The 16,178-nt window shown below is 36.7% G+C and carries 22 protein-coding genes; 16 read left to right on the top strand and 6 right to left on the bottom strand.

The features are described from left to right. The first annotated feature begins 15 nt into the window (after positions 1-15). The 13 genes from thrB (at position 16) to LS67_RS06055 (ending at position 10,381) form a co-directional block, all read left to right on the top strand. Positions 16-906 (top strand): homoserine kinase, encoded by an 891-nt coding sequence (gene thrB / locus LS67_RS06110; protein ID WP_034325851.1) that lies wholly within the window; start codon positions 16-18, stop codon positions 904-906. 25 nt (positions 907-931) lie between these two features. Further along, positions 932-1,177: a DUF448 domain-containing protein gene (locus tag LS67_RS06105; protein ID WP_231944797.1), complete on the top strand. Its 246-nt coding sequence runs from the start codon at positions 932-934 to the stop codon at positions 1,175-1,177. Beyond that, positions 1,165-3,786, top strand: a complete 2,622-nt coding sequence (gene infB, locus LS67_RS06100; protein WP_034325891.1) for a translation initiation factor IF-2 — start codon at positions 1,165-1,167, stop codon at positions 3,784-3,786. Before LS67_RS06105 ends, infB begins: the two co-directional genes overlap by 13 nt. A gap of 295 nt (positions 3,787-4,081) precedes the next feature. Continuing rightward, the gene (locus LS67_RS09795; protein ID WP_201274024.1) at positions 4,082-4,336 is read left to right on the top strand and encodes a sugar phosphate nucleotidyltransferase; all 255 of its coding nucleotides are present in this window, start codon (positions 4,082-4,084) and stop codon (positions 4,334-4,336) included. A 37-nt stretch (positions 4,337-4,373) separates the two neighbouring features. Continuing rightward, the gene (locus tag LS67_RS06095; RefSeq protein ID WP_201274023.1) at positions 4,374-5,585 is read left to right on the top strand and encodes a phosphotransferase; all 1,212 of its coding nucleotides are present in this window, start codon (positions 4,374-4,376) and stop codon (positions 5,583-5,585) included. Continuing rightward, positions 5,585-5,950 carry a hypothetical protein gene (locus LS67_RS06090; RefSeq protein ID WP_034325844.1) on the top strand — a complete coding sequence of 122 codons (366 nt, stop codon included), beginning with the start codon at positions 5,585-5,587 and terminating at the stop codon, positions 5,948-5,950. Before LS67_RS06095 ends, LS67_RS06090 begins: the two co-directional genes overlap by 1 nt. 18 nt (positions 5,951-5,968) lie before the next feature. Next, positions 5,969-6,220, top strand: coding sequence for a hypothetical protein (locus LS67_RS06085; RefSeq protein WP_034325842.1), 252 nt, complete (start codon positions 5,969-5,971; stop codon positions 6,218-6,220). Positions 6,221-6,271: 51 nt separating this feature from the next. Then, the gene (locus LS67_RS06080) at positions 6,272-7,171 is read left to right on the top strand and encodes a hypothetical protein (protein WP_034325841.1); all 900 of its coding nucleotides are present in this window, start codon (positions 6,272-6,274) and stop codon (positions 7,169-7,171) included. Next, complete coding sequence (locus tag LS67_RS06075; protein WP_034325839.1) at positions 7,168-7,422, top strand: hypothetical protein; 255 nt, start codon at positions 7,168-7,170, stop codon at positions 7,420-7,422. The genes LS67_RS06080 and LS67_RS06075 overlap by 4 nt, the downstream gene beginning before the upstream one ends. Positions 7,423-7,483: 61 nt before the next feature. Continuing rightward, complete coding sequence (locus LS67_RS06070) at positions 7,484-8,272, top strand: TylF/MycF/NovP-related O-methyltransferase (RefSeq protein ID WP_034325838.1); 789 nt, start codon at positions 7,484-7,486, stop codon at positions 8,270-8,272. A gap of 32 nt (positions 8,273-8,304) precedes the next feature. Next, entirely contained in the window at positions 8,305-8,511 is a 207-nt protein-coding gene (locus tag LS67_RS06065) for a hypothetical protein (protein WP_138109642.1), read from the top strand. Further along, positions 8,489-9,451, top strand: coding sequence for a hypothetical protein (locus LS67_RS06060; protein ID WP_161594481.1), 963 nt, complete (start codon positions 8,489-8,491; stop codon positions 9,449-9,451). Before LS67_RS06065 ends, LS67_RS06060 begins: the two co-directional genes overlap by 23 nt. A gap of 381 nt (positions 9,452-9,832) precedes the next feature. Next, entirely contained in the window at positions 9,833-10,381 is a 549-nt protein-coding gene (locus LS67_RS06055; RefSeq protein ID WP_034328391.1) for a YceI family protein, read from the top strand. Here LS67_RS06055 and LS67_RS06050 read toward each other — a convergent pair. From LS67_RS06050 to LS67_RS06035, 5 genes are all read right to left on the bottom strand, one after another. Continuing rightward, complete coding sequence (locus LS67_RS06050) at positions 10,344-10,622, bottom strand: EVE domain-containing protein (protein WP_052099919.1); 279 nt, start codon at positions 10,620-10,622, stop codon at positions 10,344-10,346. The two genes, LS67_RS06055 and LS67_RS06050, sit on opposite strands and share 38 nt — an antisense overlap. After that, entirely contained in the window at positions 10,606-12,348 is a 1,743-nt protein-coding gene (locus LS67_RS06045) for a DUF262 domain-containing protein (protein ID WP_034328389.1), read from the bottom strand. The genes LS67_RS06050 and LS67_RS06045 overlap by 17 nt, the downstream gene beginning before the upstream one ends. Before the next feature lie 124 nt (positions 12,349-12,472). Continuing rightward, on the bottom strand, positions 12,473-12,745 hold the full coding sequence (locus LS67_RS09980) for a GyrI-like domain-containing protein (protein ID WP_052099918.1): 273 nt from the start codon (positions 12,743-12,745) through the stop codon (positions 12,473-12,475). A 195-nt stretch (positions 12,746-12,940) separates the two neighbouring features. Further along, complete coding sequence (locus tag LS67_RS09975) at positions 12,941-13,141, bottom strand: hypothetical protein (protein ID WP_236096362.1); 201 nt, start codon at positions 13,139-13,141, stop codon at positions 12,941-12,943. Continuing rightward, a complete protein-coding gene (locus tag LS67_RS06035) occupies positions 13,138-13,530 on the bottom strand; it encodes a DoxX family protein (protein WP_034328387.1) in 393 nt (130 codons plus the stop codon). The genes LS67_RS09975 and LS67_RS06035 overlap by 4 nt, the downstream gene beginning before the upstream one ends. Positions 13,531-13,689: 159 nt before the next feature. Here LS67_RS06035 and LS67_RS06030 point away from each other — a divergent pair, with 159 nt between their 5' ends. Further along, positions 13,690-13,929: a DUF3781 domain-containing protein gene (locus LS67_RS06030; RefSeq protein ID WP_034327540.1), complete on the top strand. Its 240-nt coding sequence runs from the start codon at positions 13,690-13,692 to the stop codon at positions 13,927-13,929. Here LS67_RS06030 and LS67_RS06025 read toward each other — a convergent pair. Further along, the gene (locus tag LS67_RS06025; protein ID WP_034327539.1) at positions 13,926-14,444 is read right to left on the bottom strand and encodes a ClbS/DfsB family four-helix bundle protein; all 519 of its coding nucleotides are present in this window, start codon (positions 14,442-14,444) and stop codon (positions 13,926-13,928) included. The two genes, LS67_RS06030 and LS67_RS06025, sit on opposite strands and share 4 nt — an antisense overlap. A gap of 406 nt (positions 14,445-14,850) precedes the next feature. Here LS67_RS06025 and LS67_RS06020 point away from each other — a divergent pair, with 406 nt between their 5' ends. After that, positions 14,851-15,150, top strand: a complete 300-nt coding sequence (locus LS67_RS06020; RefSeq protein ID WP_034327538.1) for a hypothetical protein — start codon at positions 14,851-14,853, stop codon at positions 15,148-15,150. A gap of 3 nt (positions 15,151-15,153) precedes the next feature. After that, complete coding sequence (locus tag LS67_RS06015; RefSeq protein ID WP_034327537.1) at positions 15,154-16,167, top strand: DNA adenine methylase; 1,014 nt, start codon at positions 15,154-15,156, stop codon at positions 16,165-16,167. The last annotated feature ends 11 nt before the right edge of the window (positions 16,168-16,178 follow it).

Raw genomic sequence — 16,178 nt, 5'->3', positions numbered from 1 at the left:
GCATAAGGAGTGCGTGTGATTATCTCTGTCCCTGCGACAAGCGCAAATCTTGGACCGGGTTTTGATACTTTGGGCTTGGCGTTGAAGCTACACAATAGCTTTAGCATCACGCCCTCGCGTCTTAGCAGTATTCATATCTCGGGGGAAGGCGAGGAGCACCCAAAATTGCGCGTAGATAATGTATTTGTAAGGATTTTCAATGAGATTCTAAGCCTATATGACTATCCGCAGGGGCATTTCAAGTTTAGTTTTGACAATGCCATACCCATATCGCGCGGGCTTGGCTCGAGCTCGGCGGTAATTATTGGCGCGATTGTAAGTGCGTATCATATAATGCAAAAGCCTATAAATAAGTCCGAAATTTTGCAACTCGCCCTCAAATACGAAAATCACCCTGATAACATCACTCCCGCACTCTATGGGGGATTCAATATCGCTATGCTAAATGACAAAACCAATGAAGTGGTGAGCTTTCAGGCGGAACTGCCCGCGGATATAAAAGCAGTGATAGTGATTCCAAACATATCCATTTCTACAAAAATGTCTCGCCGCAATCTACCTAAAAAATATACGACAAAAGACGCGGTGTTTAATCTCTCGCGCTCGTGTATGCTAAGTGCGGCGTTTATCACGCATAAATGGGAGCTTTTGAGGGAAGCAAGCAGAGATAGATTCCACCAAAAGGCGCGTATGAAAAACTGCCCTGCACTCTTTAGTGTGCAAAAACTTGCATTACACAATGGTGCGCTCCTTTCCACGCTCTCGGGCTCTGGCTCGTCATTTTTGAATATCTGCTACCGCGATGATAGCGCAAATTTAATGCAGATTCTGCGAGGACGCTTCCCGCAATTCCGCGTGCTTGAGTGCGAATTTGACAATATAGGCGCTAACTTGGTGCAATCATAGAATCTTTGGGTATAATAGCGTGAGAATGCCAAAACAAACGCGTATGTGCATAAAATGTCGCGGGAGATTTCAGCAAAAGGAGCTTTTAAGACTGCAAAATATTAATTACTCCCTATGTGAATTTAGTGGGAAGGGGCGAAGTTTTTATGTGTGTGAGGAGTGCCTAGCGCAACCCAAAACATTTCAAATAGTCATCAAGATGAATAAACTACAAGTCAATGAAGAACAGATAGAACATATAAAGGAGATATGGAATCTATGGAAAAAGTAAGGTTAGCCGATGTAGCAAGTGAGGTTGGTAAAAAAGCAGGTGATGCTTTTAAAATAGCTAAAGAAATGGGCTTGAAAGTCAAAACAGCCTCAAGCTCTATCACAATGGAAGAAGCAGGTTGGCTGCTTGAATATATGACCACAGGTGTGAATCCAATCCCCACACAAGAGTCGGAGCAAAAAGAAAGCAAAGAGAGTGCGACTAAGGGGAACAAAGACTCTAAAGAATCAAAAGAAAGCAAAGAGAGCAAGAATAAGGTAACAAAGACTACTAAAAAAACAAGTAGTAAAAGCACCAAACAAACCAAAGAACAGGCAGAGAAAAGAATAGAAATAGAAACAAAAACACAACCCCACAATGAGGACACTACACCAGAGCAACAAGCCCCTAACATAGAGCTAGATACAAGTATTAAGCCTATGGAACCCAAAAAGGGTTTACGCATTGTGCGTAGAAACAAAGTGGAGGAGCCACAAACAGAATCTAAAAAAGAGGAAGTCAAAAAGCCCACGCTAAGCTATAAGGAACTTCTAGCCGATAGTGCCAATGGGGAGCAAAAACGACAGAAAAAAGACAAGCTAAAGCCCAAAGTCGCCCATAAACACACGGATCAAAAGATTCACATTCTCGATAATAGAGATATTGCATCTAGCTACGATGATGAGCAAGATGAGATTGTGCTTTTTGACCTGAATGAAACACAAGTGCGTGATGAGGAGGAGAGAAACCAAATCCGCCAAGCAATTACCGAGCGGGTGCAGATACATCGTAAGAATCCGTGGATGAACGAGGGGAGCATTAAGCGTGGGGGTAAGAGGCGCAAACCACCTAAGATTGTGAAAAATACGGACAAGGTAAAAGGTCCTATTTCTATTCCCGAGGAAATACGCGTATATGAGTTTGCCGAACTCATCAATGCCGAACTCAAAGATGTGATAAAGGTGCTATTTAATCTCGGTGTAATGGCGACAAAAAATGACTTTTTGGATAGAGACGCGATTGAGATTCTAAGTGAGGAATTTGAGCTTGAGATTTCAATCCAAGATGTGAATCCACACGAGGGATTAGAATCTTCTAGTCAAGGCGACACACCAGAATTTGAACGCCCTCCTGTTGTTACGATTATGGGACACGTAGATCACGGGAAAACTTCATTGCTTGACTATATTCGTAATTCACGCGTGGCAAGCGGTGAAGCAGGGGGTATTACCCAGCATATCGGCGCGTATATGGTGGAAAAAAATAACAAAAAAATTAGTTTTATCGATACGCCCGGACACGAAGCTTTCACACAAATGCGAAGCAGAGGCGCACAAGTAACAGACATTGCCATTATTGTAATTGCTGCCGATGATGGCGTAAAACAGCAAACTATTGAAGCACTTAATCACGCCAAAGCCGCTAATGTGCAAATCATCATCGCGATGAATAAAATGGATAAAGAAAATGCCAATCCCGATAAGCTCAAAGCCGAGTGCGCCGAGCTTGGATTCACACCAAATGAATGGGGTGGAGAATATGAATTTATCCCTATTTCTGCCAAAACAGGTAAGGGCGTTGAGAATCTGCTTGAAACAATCCTTATTCAAGCCGAAGTGCTTGAACTCAAAGCCACACAACAAGGACAAGCAAAGGCAATTGTACTTGAAGCAAGTTTGGAAAAGGGGCGCGGACCTGTGGCAACTATCATCGTGCAAAATGGTGTGCTTAAGCTTGGGGATTCGGTTGTTGCGGATACTGCTTTTGGGCGAGTGAGGGCATTACTTGATGATAGGGGACAGAACATTAAGGAGCTTTATCCCTCTGGTGTAGCTGTGGTTACCGGGCTGTCGCTCGTGCCACAAGCTGGTGCGATGCTTCTAAGCGTGGAAAATGACGCTGTGGCGAGGGAATACGCACAAAAACGAGCATTATATCTGCGTCAAAAAGAATTGAGTAAAAGTACGAAAGCTACCTTTGACGAGCTAGGTGAAATGGTGGCACAGGGCAATTTGAAAACCTTGCCACTCATCATCAAGGCAGATACACAAGGAAGTCTTGAGGCGATTAAGGTAAATGTGGAAAAGATGAGCAATGACGAGGTGCGCGTAAATGTGATTGGCTTTGGCGTGGGCGGTATTAGCGAAAGCGACATAAGCCTATGCGCTACGAGCGATAATAGTGTCATTTTAGGATTCAATGTCCGCCCAACAGGAAGCGTAAAGGCAAAGGCTAAAGAGCTTGGTGTGGAGATTAAAACTTATTCTGTGATTTATAATTTATTTGATGATATTAAAGCATTGCTTGGCGGACTTATGTCACCTGTAATTGAGGAAGAAAATACAGGACAGGCTGAAGTGCGTGAAACCTTTAATATCCCAAAAGTCGGCACAGTCGCAGGCTGTATGGTGGTTGATGGCAGCATTCAAAGAGGTATCAAGGTGCGCCTTATACGCGATGGTGTAGTGGTGCATACAGGTGCTATCACCTCACTTAAAAGATTTAAAGACGATGTCAAAGAAGTCTCAAAGGGTTATGAATGTGGGATTATGCTCGAAAACTATAACGACATAAAAATAGGTGATGTCTTTGAGACATATAAGGAAATTGCTAAAAATAAAACCTTGTAAGATTCTGTAAAGATTACTAAAAATAGAATCTTGTATTTATATAAAGAATAAAAGCTGCGATACTATATGAGATTTAATATCACTAAACAAAAAGGTAGTGTTGGCGTTAAGAATCGTCTTAATAAAACCCAAAAGCACTATCCTTTTGTGCCGCTGAAGGACAAGGTGTTACAAAAGCTGATGATGCCAAGAGAAATAATCACAAAGATACTTGAAAGAATTATAGATATTAACAAATTCAATAAATTTTAAGCTATAATGCCAACAAATTTACCCCCTATACAAGTGAGATTCTATGCATATTATTATTCAAGCTGGTGGTAAAGGCACGAGGCTAGAGGGCTTAACCAAAAACAAACCCAAATGCCTTGTGCCTGTGGATAATCTCCCAATTATTTTTCATATCTTTCAAAAATTCTGCAACGACAGATTCACAATTATTGCAGATTACAAAGCCGATGTGCTTGAAAAATATCTCAAATGTTTTGCCTCTAAAGTAGATTATAAGATTATAAAAGCTGCGGGGGGGGGGGACAATATCAGGAATTAAAGACGCGTTAGAATCACAGGGTGATAACGAACCCTTTATGATTCTATGGTGTGATTTAATTCTCTCTCACAATTTTACAATCCCTTGTGAAAAAGGAAATTATATAGGGATTTCTAAAGATTTTGAATGTCGCTGGTCATATATTGACAATCAATTTATAAACGAACCCTCCAAAGAAAATGGCGTAGCTGGGCTCTTTATCTTTGAAAACAAGAAATATTTAGCAGATATTAAGCAAGAGGGCGCATTTGTAACTTGGCTAAAATATCAAAATATCCCATTTAAACGACTAAATCTAAATGGTTCAAAAGAAATTGGCACACTCCTTTCTTATGCGGATAATAATGAATCTGCCCCAAAATGCCGCCCATTTAATGCTATTACATTCAATGATGATATGGTAACAAAATGTGGTATTAATGAGCAGGGTAGGCAAATAGCTATCAATGAAATTGCTTGGTATGAATATGTAAAAAATCTTAATTTTGATTTTATTCCGCATATTTACGCATATCAACCTCTCACAATGAAACGCGTGCAAGGCAAAAATATCTACGAATACGACTGCCTTACCTTTTCTCAAAAAAAAGAAATTTTACTTGCCACGATAAATGCCCTTAATGAATTGCATAATCTTCAGCCCAAACAAAGTGCAAATGATAAGGACACGGAGCAAACTTATATCACAAAGACTTTTGAAAGACTTTCCCTCGTGCAGCCACTTATTCCCTTTGCAGATAAAGAATTTATCAAAATCAATGGGCATTATTACAAAAATGTATTTTTCAATAAAGAAGCCTTGATAAATGCCCTCAAAAATGTCTTTCCTCAATATTTCTGCCTTATCCACGGGGATTGCACCTTTAGCAATCTTATGTTTGATACCTTTCATATGAAAGTAGCTTTTATCGACCCACGCGGATATTTTGGCGATACAAAAATATTTGGTGATGAGGATTATGACTGGGCGAAACTCTATTATTCTCTTAAAGGCGATTATGACCAATTTAATTTAAAAAAATTCACGCTTGATATTCAAGATAATGAAGTAGAGTTTGCTATAAAGCCTAATAATTGGGCGGATATGGAGGAGTTTTTCTTTGATAACCTCCCGCTTGTCAATAAGCGTAAAATCAAATTGCTTCACGCTGTTATTTGGCTCTCGCTCACTACATATGCGTGGGAAGATTATGATTCAATATGTGGGGCATTCTATAATGGCATAGTCAAGCTAGGCGAGGTGTTGTAATGCTTACTCTCTCAACTCTACACAAAACTTGGATATTAGATATTGATGGCACGATACTCAAGCATAATGGTTACCTGCAAGGAAACGATGTTTTGCTCGAAGGCGTAAAAGATTTTTTTGAGAAATTGCCTAAGGGTGATAAGGTGATATTGCTCACAGCAAGAAAGCAAGAGGAATTAGAATCTTTGCAATCATTTTTAGCCAAAGAGGGCATTATTTATCATCATATTTTGTGTGATATGCCATTAGGTGAGAGAATCTTAGTCAATGACAAAAAGCCAAGTGGGCTAAAAACCGCCTTTGCTATCAACAAAGAACGCGATGAAGCCTTTAAAATTGCATACCAAATCGATGAAAATTTATAAAGGCAAGTAAAAAGAGTAATGAAGCTTTATCAATGTATTCAACAAACGACAAATACTCAAACACAAAAGGCTATACTCTTACTTAATTATCCTATCTTGCAAAAAATAACCTATAAAAATAAGTGGGATATTGTAATCAAAGCAGAAATAAAACTTTTTCAAAATTTTCTTATTATCTCCAAGATTCACCGATACCAAATCATTACAATCAAACTTGCACTCCTGCATACAATCATTAAAAAATCTTTCATTGACCCAAGAGTAAAGTGATTTGAATATACCTATCTCGCACATATTGACAAACAATATGATGATATTTATATGTTTCGCACAAATAGCGGAGAAGTTTATTTTTTTCTTGCTTTTTGCTTTGATAGATATGTTAAAAACAATAAAAGCAAAAATCCACTTTTACTTGCGACAAAACCTTATCATTTACAATTAATACAAGCTCTTTGCCCAGAGATTCCTCATATTTTTGTGAATATACCAGAGCATAAAATACCAGATTTTCATTACTCTTTTCGCACTCATTCTTTTAGAATCTTTACCATATTACCAGGCACTGCATTTTTTGGCAAACTTCTTGGTTTTAATAAGCAACACCCACACAATCCTATCAATCATTTTTGCTTTATCATTTCTCAATTAAAAATTCCACTCAATGACATTTGTCCGCGCAAAGTGTGTATTCCTCCACAAAGTGAAAAGAGTGTCCTGCAAAAATGTGCTAAGATTAATCTCAATCTTAAAAATTTTATTTTACTTATCCCAAAAGCAAATTCTATACAGCTCATAGACGATGAATTTTGGCTTAAACTTATAACTCAACTCACACAAAAAGGTTATGATGTATTTGTGAATCAAGCAAGTGAGAATCTATTAAGCGGGGGGGGGGCAGTGTATAAAACTTGTGATTTAGACTTCTTAGAGATTTTTACATTAGCAAAAAAAGCCAAACGCATTGTTGGCTTAAGGTGCGGACTGCTAGAGTTTCTTACCCAAACGCAAACACCTATGAGTATCCTCTATAATCGCACTCCTACTGCCACCTATAACGCAGAATCTGCGCTCAAAGCTTATAGCATAGCACAATATCCTGCATTGTGGCACATAGCAGATTCACAAATTATAGAAATCATATATGATATATCTCGTATGGAGCACATTTTGACACAAATCCTAAGAGATATACAATTCTTACCAAAGGAGCAACTATGAAGAGTGTATTTTCCCCTATTTTTTCGTTTTTAAGGCTATGCAAAAGAGCATTAAAGAGGCTCATTTGCTACGATAGAGCATCTATAAAATGGCAAGCCATAAACGACTTCGCAAGGACAATGGAGGATTGCTACATATATAGAATCAACATCGCCACCCTTGCGTATTACATAAAACATCTTCAAACACAATGCAACGCACCCCTTTATCTATTAAGTGATGTAAATTATGCGGGGGGGGGGGATAAGTAAATACAATCTCTGTGCGAAGTATCAAATGGCGAAATGGTTAAAAATAATAAAAGAGGTGAAAATGATTCATATTGATGATATTAAAAATGTAGAAAAAGATAGCATTTTGCTCCTTGCCTACAATGCGGATTATCTCGCTAGAGAAGCCGCCAAAGAAGCCTTTATTCATCATATTAAGTATGATTCGCTGTGTCAGGGACAACCTGTGGCAAGATACTATCACCTCCATAAAAATGTGTGGGATACATTAACTTATGAGTTTAATCACTCTCCATTGCCGCATTTTTACTCAAGCGACTTTGAAAATATTATGCAGGCTATTTCAATCACACAGCATTTAGAGGGAGATATTGTTGAGATTGGCACATTTCAAGGCTCTTCGGCTAGAGCAATGCTTAATTTTATCCATAGAAGTGCTATTAATAAAAAATGCTATTTTTGCGATACATTTGAGGGCTTCACCTATGAGGAGGCTCAAGATTCTATAGATTTGAGATGGGCAAACACACATACAGAAACCTCATTGCAAAGAGTGCAAGAATATTTGAGTGCATATAGCAATTTCACTCTGCATAAAGCAAATATCATCACTGATAACTTGCCAGAATCTATATCTAAAATTTGCCTAGCAAATATTGATGTAGATATGTATGAGGCGGTAAAAGCTGCACTTTATAAGGTAAAAGACAAAGTCGTTAAAAATGGCATTATCATCGCTGAAGATTATGGACATACTCCATCACTTACTGGCGCACAAAAAGCAGTAGAAGAATTTTTAGAAGAAAATCCCTCTTGCTTTATGCCTCTATATATGGGCTTAAGCGGACAGATGTTCCTCATTAAGCTTTAAAGCATTTTAACAACGCTAAGGAGATTCTCAATATGATTTTTAGACAAATCAAACTCTATCACAATGGCAAAGTGGTGAGACTAGGACAGCTTTTTGGCATTTCCATTTATGCGTTTTATAGAGATATGGCTAAAAAAATACATTTTGTGAATCCTAAGCAATTAGGTATTTCCCCCCCCCCCCCCGAAAGAGAAATCTACTCAAGATTCTCAAGTCTTGTTTTATCTCAAGGTAAATAATAACCAGCGCACCACTGCTACTTTTGAATGTCTGCAACATTGGATAGATATTATAGATGCTATGAATGCGCGTTTTATTATCATCTGTGATAAGCAACTCTTAAGCCTACGCATTTATAGGCACATTATATTCCACACCACAGATGTATGTATAATGAAAAGTATCACCAAGCCTTTTAAAAAGATTGTCAAGCATCTTGATTCGTATTGGATACCTGCTGCAAACGCACATTTAAGCACATTGTATCATTCTAAAATGCACAATATAAAGCATTTTTGGAATATTGATGCTGATGATACGATGATTTGTGCTTCTCCTAAACGAGCGGCGCAAATGCTACAAAATGTCATTGACTATGCACAAAACCATCATTTAAGTGCATTTTCCTTAGATATGCACAGCACACGACTTAAGGGTAAATTTTGGTCTTTTGGCGTTAGCTTTATGAGTCATAACATCGATTGGTTCGCACTTTTAAAGGCACATATTCAAGAGGGTAAAAATCAAAAATTACCTTTTGGCTCTACTTTGAATCTTGACTTTGTTGTTACATATCTAAAAGATTCTTACAACATTAAATGCGAGAGTTTTTATGCCAATAATCTTGTATTTTTACATTTTTTAAAGAACAATGACTTTGTGCGAATGCCTATTATTGGTAGCATATATTATTATCAAAATGCCACATTACACACACCTATTTTAAGTATCTATAATAGCCCCTTAGCGCAAATACCAATTGCTGAAAATATCATTAAAATTGATGATTTAGATGAATTTGAAAGCTTAGATGAGTGCTTAATGGCATATCTGCTTATTGATAAATCAAGTGAATTTAGATTAAGAAAGCTTCACGGATTTCATACTGATTTAACTATTTTTAAAGAAATTGAGGAGGAGTATCAACAAGCATTATCGCAAGGCAATATCATCACATAAGGTATATTCTTAGATTCTGTTTTTGATAAAATGTAGAAATTTAAACTTTGTTTCAACCCATTCTAGGAACGTTTTTAAGTGTATGGGCGCAAATGCAATAAGCCTTGCATAGGCAAATTCCACAAAAAGAGAGCCCTTGATACATTAATCCTCTGTCGATACAAGGTAGTTTTCTATCGCTTTTTTACCCGATGAGGATATAGAATCTATCCTCTATTTTTTGCGCGTGTAGCGGAGATTCTGCGCCTTGATGATCTTATGGGTTCCCTGTGGTAAATCATTGGCAAAAGCACGCCTTGAACTGCACTTTTATTATTTACTTTCAATTTATTTTGCAAGATTAAAATCAAAACGCATTAGAAAAATCTTAAAGGAGTGGTTATGAGAAAAATTGCATTATGTGCGGCAGTAGCACTACTTGGCACTTCACTTATGGCAGCAGAATATGTAGTTGATGCGAGCCATTCATCTGTGGAATTTGGCGTAAAACATATGTCTGTGAGCAATGTGAAAGGAAACTTCAACAAATTCAGTGGCACACTCGATGTAGAGGGAAAAAACATCAAGGCTCTTGAAGGTGAAGTGCAAATCTCTTCTATCAACACAAATAGTGATGGACGCGATAAACACTTGAATGCGGCAGACTTCTTTGATTCAAAGAAATTTCCAAAAGCTACGCTAAAGCTTGTTAAGCATAGTGGCAAGAAGCTTGAAGCTGAAGTAACTATACGTGGCGTAACAAAAAAAGTAACTTTTGAAACTAATTTGAGCGGACCAGTCAAGCACCCACAAACAGGCAAAGACCTGATTGCCCTCACTTTAGAAGGCAAGGTTAATCGCAAGGATTTTGGCATAGGTATGGATACTGCAAACGCAATGGTAAGTGACAATGTTAGTGTAAAAATCGAGCTTGAAGCAGCACAAAAATAGTTTCATCTGCGATTTCGCCTAGTGCGGTAAATGCTTGATAAGGCTCTTTAGATTCTTGAGTTAGCTTTGGGCTATAATAGATGATTTTATCATTTTGCTTCATTCTTTTAAGCGGTGCGGCTTTGCCTATGATAATTTGTGTGTGAGTTGGCAAAATCCCCCTGCTTGTCCTATTTGAATATGATTTTTTGATGCTATGCCGATGAAGTAGCGCATTGAGTGTCCTATAAATTTTTCTCAAAACTCCAAGTTTCAAGCACAAAATTTTCTAACTTTTCGTGTCTTTTATCTATGGAGTCTTTCTCCCATTTTTTATTTACTGCAAAAACCTTTATTTCCTTTTGTTGTATTAAAGGAGAATTTTCATAACTTGCAAGTTTATCCTTAAAAGGTTTATTGCCAATAGATATATTATGTGATTTATCTATAAGTAATAAATTACCAATGCAATGCAAGTAGTAATTATCATAAAAATCCTCATCATATTCACAATATCCACTACTTAGTTCTTCTTCATTTTCTGTTTGTGGAGCAATATGTTCTATCTCTGGAGTTTGTATCTCTTTTAATGAAAATTTATAGCCCTTAGTGTGTATGTCATCACTCCTTAAATAATTTTCATATCGCATAAGCACATAAGGTGCTATCCTTATTTTTTGCTTCTTTTGTTCATAAATATTACATAAACCCCTCTTTATTTCTTCATCTTTCCAATACCAATTTCTGTCATTGCTAACACATATTTCTTTTAGTCCATCAATAAGGCTTTCAAGACTATCAAATTTTTTCAATACATTATCAAGTCTTGCAGCAAGATTTGCACCTGTCTTTACAATTTTATGGCGAACAATCATAATTTCTAAAGCTTTATAAACTTTTTCTAGCTTTTCTTTATCATTCACAAATAAGCGATAAGCTTTTAATACAAATGGGTAAGTTTCAGAAGAATCTAACATTAACAAATAATCTTTATATACGCTCTCAGTTTTTTCAAATTCTTTGAAATTTACAAAAGCATTTTTAAGCTCTTTTATATAATTTTCAATCCAAGCAATTTTTTCATCATTGCCTTTATTTTCGGTGTAGTCTTTATATTCTTTTTTGTAATTCAAGCTATCATCATTTTCTCTGTAATTAAAACCAAATTTAGAATAAGAAATATTAAAATAATTTAGAATTGAATCTTCATCGGTAATTTCTATGTCCTTAATTAAACGATAAATTGTTTCAAAAACACTTGTTATTTCTTTAAGTTTTGCTTCTGAAACTTCTTTATTGCAGTAAGTATAAATTTGATAGGCAAGATAAGATTTAAGTTTTTCCATATTTGTAAGCTTTTTACCACGATTATTTTGCAGCTCAAACATCAAAACAGAATCTTTTTTATTGGCAAAAGGTATGCTTAAAATCTCAGCTTTTTGTAAGGCTCGAAAAATGGCTTTAATTTCTTCAGTTTCTTTTTCCTTTAATTTCTTTTCAAAAAATATTTTTGCTTCTTTAATACGCTCTTGTGAGGGAGTTTGTGGTTTATGTTTTTTATCATCATTATGGATAATTACATCTTTGAAGTAATCCCTATCGTATTCTACTGCCTGAAGCTTGGCTTTAGAGCGATTCACCAAATAATCCTCTTCCATATATTTTAAAAAATCCTCATTGCTTTTTTCGTTATCTAGCTGTTCATTTTTTGCCTTTTCTTTTAAAATATTTATTGCTGCTCTTACAAAAATAATAATTGTGGTAATGCGTTGTTGCCCATCAATAATATCATTTGTTTCTCCATTTATTTCTTCAAGTAAAACATTGCCGAAAAAATAATGATTCTCTCCCTTTGTCGCCTCCTCCAAATCATCTAAAAGGTCATTCCATTGCTCTTTTTCCCAAGAATATGCCCTTTGATAAACAGGGATTGTGTATTGTTTTTCTCCCTCAAAAAATTTTTTAATTGTTGTTTTGTTAGGTGTCATTCCCTCTCCTTTTAATGATTATTTCCAAACCCATATTTTATCAAAAAAAACAAAATCGCAAGGGGATTTTTATAAATTGAACTAAAAATAGTATTTATCTAGCTTAAGTGTCGTTTGTGTTTTCTCACACTTCCCGCACAGGAATGCGTAAAATAGTTTTAAGCTTATGCGTGGGAGTTTTGTGTGGATTACTCAAATAGATTTCGTGGTGCGCTCTTGTGAGATTATCTTTGCCGATGTCATTTTGCAAGCCATTACGAGTGATAAATTCCTCTATTTTTGCGAGACTTTGTGGCTCCTCATCATACGAGCCGATATGTAGTATCTGCACGCAAAGCCCCTCTTCAAAGCGCAATAATCGTGCATTAAAGCAGTCTATATCCTTTTTGTTTTGCACTTCCTTTTGCGCCCATTCAAAGAGTTCTTGCGTGATAAAATCAGGCTGCTTGCCATTTGAAATTTGCCTTATTGCTCAAGTCCTCATTACCCCACCACAAGCTCTCTATCGGAGGCACGACATATTCTACATAGTTTTTCAAAGCCTTTGTGGTTTTGCTCATTTTGAGCGTGTAGGAGAGGGTAAAGAGAGTTTTTAAAGCTGCTTGATTGAGCCATTTGGTTCATTTGGATTCCCCGCTCCTTGCACACTTATAAAAGAAAGCATTGGCACAAAGAGCCTTAAGGGTGTAGGTTTGGGCGCGTAGCAGTCTTTATAAACCTTTTTAAAATCAAATTTTGCACTCGCAGGATTATTTGGTGGCATTATGGAATCCTTTTGTTTTCTATTTTTCATTTCTTAAACCTCACGCCATATCTACCTCCACCCATAAATATCAAGGCAATACAAGGGAGCATATAGAGTAAATGCAGCTCAATTACCCACGCGCCGTGATTATCAAGGGCAAAAATCTCAAATCCTGTTGCAACATAAATCGCCACAAGCATTGTAAAAGCCTCTAAGGCAGCAGCTATACGCACTTGATAGCCTACAATTATCATCAGTGGCGCAAGCACCTCGCCGATATATGCGCCATAGGCAAAAAGTGTGGGTAATCCGTGAGATTCCATAAAACCCTCTATACCGCTTATGCCATTTGTGATTTTATTGACTCCGTGAAAGAGCATAAGCCCACCTACGCATAAGCGCACAATCAATTTGCCCAAATCATCATTATATAACATTACAAATCCTTTTTATTGATTTAAAACCCCGCATTCTATCAAAAAAAAAAAAAACAAATTGCAAGGCAATGAATAGAACATTGAATGAAGAATAGGCACAAAATCTTTGATTATTATCAATAGGCTATAATTTGCAAGGCAGGTTATTGGAGGTATGAGATGAAATCTTTGGTTGAAAATATTGATAAACTTCACACCACGCAAAGAGGAGTAGTGCGGATAAAGAGGAATTTAGAACTTGAAAGCGATGATATTCTCTCTTGGTGTAAAAAGCAGATTCTAAGTAAGGACGCTACTTTGGAAAAAAGAGGCAAAAACCTTTATGTGCATTTGCCTCATTGTAAGTTAACAATCCATTCCACAAGCTATACAATCATTACGGCTTATAAGAAAAGCTAAACCTTTTTTAGGCTCCTCACACGCTTTTTTATACATTTACTTGCCCAATCATAATGGCTTGAAGTCGCACTCACACAATAGCTCCCAAGACTTGTGTTGCCACACCATTTATAATGCTTTTTGACAAAAAGTTCCTTTTGTGGGAGAGTCTCTATCAGCTCCATACATTCTATGTGGCTTTTTCCTAACATTGCCTTTGCGTTCTCTAATGGCGTGCTTTGGTGCTTTTGCCAAATCTCCCTATTCATCGCGGGATAGGTTTTGAAATTATAAGGCGCAGGGAGAAAAGGCACAAAATCACTCGTCCTCTCAAGGTTTGTGCGCACAAAGCGAAGCAAAAGTATCTGCCATTCATACAAATGCACAAGCACATCGCGCAAAGCCTTATCTCGCTCATTATATTCAAAGGGTGCGCTTTGTTGTTCAAGCGGGATTTGCTCTATCAACGCAAGCAGAGATTCATAATTTTTCTGACTTAAGGCAAGCAAATCGCTTTTGTTGGTAGGGCGTGGCATAGGTGTCCTTTGAACAAATCTCAAGGCATTATAAGATTCTAAGACTTAATTTTCAAACGTGCAATGCTCTATCACATCAAAGGTGGATTTTGGGGTATATTTGTAGTTTAATCAGTTCCTTTGACTTTGGCATTGCTAGATTTTTTATCGCTTTGGTTAAAAGGTTGTGTTTTTAAAGTGAAATCTAACTCTAACTTGTCATTGCAATTTGTGATTTTTGGATAAATCACAAAGGTTTTTAAATCATTTAATCGTAATCTGTTGTGCTATAATTTTTGAATGATTTTAAGGATATGCAACTCATACAAAGGAATATTTTTTAGAGTTTTTGAAAAGGCTTTTGAATATAAAGTAGGTATTTTAATTCTATAATTGCATAGAAATAAATTGTTATAAAAGGATTAGTATGAAACAAGAAAAACCAAAAATAGTTGGTAAGAAAATAGGACAAAAAATTGAACAAGCATTTCCAAAAAAATTTAAAAACCTTAATGAGTATGGAACTTCTTTTGAGATTCCAATACGAGGAATTCAAGAAAAAGTTCCGGGGTATTCTGCTGGAAATGGACATTCCCCGCTTAGAGACAGAACACGAAAAGGAAAGAAAATAGGGTATTTGTGTGATAAATATCAAGTTGAGAAAATCCATGAAAATGATAACCCAAATAGCAAAATTATAAGCTTGAAATTTAGCAAAAAAGAATAATATATGAACTACATTGGCTCCAAATTTAAACTCTCTCATTTTTTGCAAACAAGCATAGAATCTACACTTCAAAAAGCCCACACAAAGCCTTTAAAAGATTCTATCTTTTGCGATATGTTTGCTGGAACTGCGGCGGTGGGGCGGCTTTTTAAGGCACAAGTCAAGCAGATTATTAGCAATGATAGGGAGTATTATAGCTTTGTTTTGGCGCAAAATTATATCGGCAATCATCAGAAATTAACACGCGTTAATGAGCTGCTACACATTCTTAATGACACAACTCAAACGCCACCACAAAAGGGTAAAATCTACACTCATTATGCGCTTGGCTCTGGGAGTGGGAGGCAGTATTTTAGCGATGAAAATGCACAAAAAATTGATGCTGTGCGTTCTAAGATTGCGCAATGGAAAAAAGAAAAGTTAATTGAGGACAAAGAATATTATTTTCTCCTTGCCTCCCTTTTAGAATCCGCCGATAAGGTTGCAAACACTGCTTCAGTGTATGGAGCGTTTTTAAAGCACCTTAAAAAAAGTGCGCTCAAAGGTTTTATTCTAAATCCTGCAGAGTTTGAATGCAATGAAAACGAGCATTTGGTATTTAATGAGGACGCAAATACACTTATTACTAAGATTGAGGGAGATATTCTCTACCTTGACCCGCCTTATAATGCGCGAGAGTATGGTGCAAATTATCATCTTTTAAACACGATTGCCTTATATGATGACTTTATCCCAAAGGGCAAGACAGGATTAAGAGAATATGCAAAATCGCCTTGGTGCAGAAAAGCAAAAGTCGCAGATGAGCTAGAAAACCTCATCAAAAATGCGCATTTTGAGTGGATTTTTCTAAGCTATAATGATGAGGGATTGCTTAGTTTAGAGCAAATTCAAGCTATTTTTGAAAAATATGGCAAATACTCTTTTGCCACACAAAAACACCAGCGCTTCAAAGCAGATTCTAAACGAATCCAAAAGCAAGATTGCACTTTGGAGTATTTGCATATTTTGAGGAAGTAAAGAGTGCTTTA

It is taken from the genome of Helicobacter sp. MIT 03-1616 (assembly GCF_000765685.2).
Classification (GTDB): Bacteria; Campylobacterota; Campylobacteria; order Campylobacterales; family Helicobacteraceae; genus Helicobacter_C; species Helicobacter_C typhlonius.
Note: the sequence above shows the minus strand (reverse complement) of the source record. Positions and strands in the feature narration are given on the sequence as shown.

Excerpts from the sequence above, each read along its gene's own strand:
- LS67_RS06105 (WP_231944797.1), top strand. The coding sequence starts at position 932 with ATGCCAAAACAAACGCGTATGTGCATAAAATGTCGCGGGAGATTTCAG.
- infB (WP_034325891.1), top strand. The coding sequence starts at position 1,165 with ATGGAAAAAGTAAGGTTAGCCGATGTAGCAAGTGAGGTTGGTAAAAAA.
- LS67_RS09795 (WP_201274024.1), top strand. The coding sequence starts at position 4,082 with ATGCATATTATTATTCAAGCTGGTGGTAAAGGCACGAGGCTAGAGGGC.
- LS67_RS06095 (WP_201274023.1), top strand. The coding sequence starts at position 4,374 with ATGATTCTATGGTGTGATTTAATTCTCTCTCACAATTTTACAATCCCT.
- LS67_RS06090 (WP_034325844.1), top strand. The coding sequence starts at position 5,585 with ATGCTTACTCTCTCAACTCTACACAAAACTTGGATATTAGATATTGAT.
- LS67_RS06085 (WP_034325842.1), top strand. The coding sequence starts at position 5,969 with ATGAAGCTTTATCAATGTATTCAACAAACGACAAATACTCAAACACAA.
- LS67_RS06080 (WP_034325841.1), top strand. The coding sequence starts at position 6,272 with ATGTTTCGCACAAATAGCGGAGAAGTTTATTTTTTTCTTGCTTTTTGC.
- LS67_RS06075 (WP_034325839.1), top strand. The coding sequence starts at position 7,168 with ATGAAGAGTGTATTTTCCCCTATTTTTTCGTTTTTAAGGCTATGCAAA.
- LS67_RS06070 (WP_034325838.1), top strand. The coding sequence starts at position 7,484 with ATGATTCATATTGATGATATTAAAAATGTAGAAAAAGATAGCATTTTG.
- LS67_RS06065 (WP_138109642.1), top strand. The coding sequence starts at position 8,305 with ATGATTTTTAGACAAATCAAACTCTATCACAATGGCAAAGTGGTGAGA.
- LS67_RS06055 (WP_034328391.1), top strand. The coding sequence starts at position 9,833 with ATGAGAAAAATTGCATTATGTGCGGCAGTAGCACTACTTGGCACTTCA.
- LS67_RS06045 (WP_034328389.1), bottom strand. The coding sequence starts at position 12,348 with ATGACACCTAACAAAACAACAATTAAAAAATTTTTTGAGGGAGAAAAA.
- LS67_RS09975 (WP_236096362.1), bottom strand. The coding sequence starts at position 13,141 with ATGAAAAATAGAAAACAAAAGGATTCCATAATGCCACCAAATAATCCT.
- LS67_RS06035 (WP_034328387.1), bottom strand. The coding sequence starts at position 13,530 with ATGTTATATAATGATGATTTGGGCAAATTGATTGTGCGCTTATGCGTA.
- LS67_RS06030 (WP_034327540.1), top strand. The coding sequence starts at position 13,690 with ATGAAATCTTTGGTTGAAAATATTGATAAACTTCACACCACGCAAAGA.
- LS67_RS06025 (WP_034327539.1), bottom strand. The coding sequence starts at position 14,444 with ATGCCACGCCCTACCAACAAAAGCGATTTGCTTGCCTTAAGTCAGAAA.
- LS67_RS06020 (WP_034327538.1), top strand. The coding sequence starts at position 14,851 with ATGAAACAAGAAAAACCAAAAATAGTTGGTAAGAAAATAGGACAAAAA.
- LS67_RS06015 (WP_034327537.1), top strand. The coding sequence starts at position 15,154 with ATGAACTACATTGGCTCCAAATTTAAACTCTCTCATTTTTTGCAAACA.